Source organism: Haemophilus sp. HMSC61B11, assembly GCF_001838615.1.
Taxonomy (GTDB): Bacteria; Pseudomonadota; Gammaproteobacteria; order Enterobacterales; family Pasteurellaceae; genus Haemophilus_D; species Haemophilus_D parainfluenzae_AD.
This window is the reverse complement of sequence record NZ_KV837995.1, coordinates 4,702-7,904: the sequence shown is the minus strand read 5'-3', so window position 1 is coordinate 7,904 and position 3,203 is coordinate 4,702. Positions and strand designations below refer to the sequence as shown.

The following is a 3,203-nucleotide window of genomic DNA, read 5'->3' as shown; positions in this document are numbered from 1 at the left end:
GTTGTAATTCGGATTTAAGAAGGTGTAATCTCGTAAGGTATGGTGAAGTGATTATTAGTTTTTTAAAGAACAAAAAATAACCGCACGTTACAAAGTGCGGTTAATAAATCATTTAATTTAAATCAACTGAATCAGCTTTAATCCACATATTGATTTCTTTTTTTCCTTTGTAGTTAATAAAATACCATTTTTCTCCACGCTCATCTATTTTCTCATCTAAAATAGAAATCCGATCCCCCTTAATTAAGTACATACCGCTCTTAATACCAATAGATGAATATAGATAGGATTTATTTATAACAGTGCTTGTAGCACCTGTTTTTCTATTTATAATCTTTTCTAAATAATTCTTTTCATTTATCAACTTTAATTTAGATAGCTCGCCAAGGATAATGGAATATTCTTTTTTATTGCTATTTCCATAAGGAAAAATTGATAGTAACTTCCTATAACGGTTAACTCCATTAACAATATTTATATCCCCCTCATTAAATCTTTTTATAAATTCATCTAGCGAATTCTCAAAAAAATAATCTAACTCACAATTACTTTTAATATATTCATCAGATAAGTCATAATTAGGTAGTTTATCTTTAAGATTAGGTATAGAAATATCTAAGTCAATATTATTAAATTTACATATATATTTTTTAGAGTAATCATCCAAAAAACCACTCACTTCAGAATTAATACCTCTTAGAATCCATTTTTTATCATTATATGCAATGTAATAGCTATTAATAATATTTAATTTATCTGTATTAGTTGTTATAAGAATAGAATATTCTTTACTCTTTGGTTTTTTTATATCATTAATTCTCTCTCCTCCCTCCTCAGAAAAATTACCCCCCTTAAAGACGAGATGATAATTGCCATTATTATTTTTAAAAAACAATAGCTCATCTCCAAATCTATTTTTATTACTAATAACCTTATCAAAAACTCCATCATTATCTATATCAATGTCCCTAGCAAAGAACTTATTACTATTTAAATAATATTTAATATCTACATTATCAGCACTTGCGAAACAAGCAAAGAGAAATAATAATGGGATTATTTTATTTTTTGAGATAATTACTTTCATAATTAAAAATTCTCTTTAATTCATTAACATAAGATATTCTTTCTTCAATAGAAGACTGACCACCATTTACCAAAAATTTAACTTGACGAGTATTATCATCATCTGCAACTAAATTTATATCAATTGTTGTATGAATAGATAATTTAGTTTTTGGATACTTAACTTTCACACCACTTGGATTAGGATATCTAACACTTAATAAATTACCAGCATTTAACAACTTTCCTCTTTTCCAGAAATACCCACTAGCATCAACCGCCAAATGAAGATCTTGATTTAAAAGAGAATAATTTTTCTTGTAATCATTGTTCATCTTTCTTATATCGACCCAGATAGTCATATTTTTCATAAACTGTCGCAGAATTGACCGCACTTTTAGACGTATCACTATCAGTAATCCCGGATGCCTGTGAATGATGTTGATGTTCGAGGTTGTAATTCGGATTTAAAAAGGTGTAATCTCGTAAGGTTTGGTAGGTTGATGATTAGTTTTTTAAAGAACAAAAAATAACCGCACGTTACAAAGTGCGGTTAACAAATTATTTAATTTAAATCAACTGAATCAGCTTTAATCCACATATTGATTTCTTTTTTTCCTTTGTAGTTGATTAAATACCATTCATCTTTATTATCAATATAATGATAAAATATTTTAACTTTATCACCTTTAATTAAGTATTTATTACTATTTTTATTCGGTTGATTATAAAGCAATGCCTTATCCTTCTTTATGGAAACTTCATCTGGCAAACTTAATGTATCCATTTTACAGAAACCATCATTAGAATTTTCTTTAGTCAAAACTTCACCTGTTGATAAATCTAATATTGAGCAGTAGTACTCTACATGTTTCTCAGGTTTTTCTTCTTGGTTATATACATAACCAATTAGATCATAATTTAAAACAAGAAAATCATTATTATAATTATTATCAAAAGATCTATCCCATGATATAAAATCAGGGCTATTACATTTTGAACTTAAGTTAAAACCATAGTCTAGAAAACTTAACCTATCTAAAATAGGTATGTTCTTCTTATCTTTTTTATTAAACAAATTTAATTTACTACAATTACCACTAGAATCCAAAGATAATCTATAAATGTCATTTTCAAATAAAATATTTTCCTTTTCAGATGAAATAACAGAAAATGAAAATAGCAATAAAAATAATATTATCAATTTTTTCATAATTTCTTTTTTAACTCCATATATCTTGTTGGCATATCAGTTCCATCTCTATTTACTCCATAGTAATCAATAATTTTTTCATAGATTTTTAAAATGCGTGCTACCATGAGTCACTCCAAAAAATAGCAATGCAAAAATGGAAAATATCGATAATAAAACACGCTAAAAAACGACCGCACTTTTAACCCGTTCAGCTCAAAAGTGCGGTTAATTTTTCAATCATTTTGTCGGTTTCTTCGGCATGCCGGTTTTTTCGTCTAAGCCCGTATCGCCGTTTAACCCTGCCTGCCATGCTAAGCGGCGCACCAAGGCTTCATCAGGTTTTGGTGGGGCTTCTCCTTCAAACCAACGCTGGAAAGCGATTTTGCCGTCCCATTTCGGCAGCGGGGCAGGCGGCAATGGCACGATGTCGTCTAAGTCGGGAACTTTGGGTTGGAGGTAGTCTTTATCGGAAAGATAATCTTCAATAATACTATAACGTCTAGAGCGTTCTTGATCTTCTGATAAATTTAGAAAATACATGTCTCCCTCTTTGGGTTTACCGGAAAAAGCATGAGCTAACCGACGAGCAGAAGAATCACTGCCATTTTTGACCCCTTGATAAAACACTTCTATTGCTTTTTGATACTCTTTTTTTCTTCCTAATCTAATACCTAACATATCCGAAGCATCACCGACTCCTTGCTCCGAAGCGCAGGTTCGTAGTTGATCAATTAGTTTTATACGCATTTCTAATGTATCGTCATCATTAATCTTACCTAACATATCCGCGACAACATACTGCGCTTCCCGACTTCCCAAGTCTGCTGCCTTTCTTAAGTAAGCATATTTACCATCTTTTTCAGTGCGCACACCATAGCCTACATCTAAATAGCCATATAGATTATAGTAAGCAGTTGCCGGCAGTTGTTTTGCCAGTTCTTCA

General features: G+C 30.4%; 4 protein-coding genes. All 4 read right to left on the bottom strand.

The genetic code is table 11. From position 1 onward, the window contains the following. Positions 1–112: 112 nt before the first annotated feature. Entirely contained in the window at positions 113–1,087 is a 975-nt protein-coding gene (locus HMPREF3263_RS07195) for a hypothetical protein (RefSeq protein WP_005699083.1), read from the bottom strand. Next, positions 1,062–1,436, bottom strand: coding sequence for a glycoside hydrolase family 19 (locus HMPREF3263_RS07190; RefSeq protein ID WP_232610024.1), 375 nt, complete (start codon positions 1,434–1,436; stop codon positions 1,062–1,064). Before HMPREF3263_RS07190 ends, HMPREF3263_RS07195 begins: the two co-directional genes overlap by 26 nt. A 194-nt stretch (positions 1,437–1,630) precedes the next feature. After that, positions 1,631–2,278, bottom strand: a complete 648-nt coding sequence (locus HMPREF3263_RS07185) for a hypothetical protein (protein ID WP_032803965.1) — start codon at positions 2,276–2,278, stop codon at positions 1,631–1,633. 219 nt (positions 2,279–2,497) lie between these two features. Next, the coding region (locus HMPREF3263_RS07180) for a DUF6396 domain-containing protein (RefSeq protein ID WP_256337449.1) at positions 2,498–3,203 on the bottom strand (706 nt) is incomplete at its 5' end.

What these genes read in the sequence shown, in the direction of transcription:
- HMPREF3263_RS07195 (WP_005699083.1), bottom strand. Translation starts at nt 1,087, where the DNA reads ATGAAAGTAATTATCTCAAAAAATAAAATAATCCCATTATTATTTCTC.
- HMPREF3263_RS07185 (WP_032803965.1), bottom strand. Translation starts at nt 2,278, where the DNA reads ATGAAAAAATTGATAATATTATTTTTATTGCTATTTTCATTTTCTGTT.
- HMPREF3263_RS07190 (WP_232610024.1), bottom strand. Translation starts at nt 1,436, where the DNA reads ATGAAAAATATGACTATCTGGGTCGATATAAGAAAGATGAACAATGAT.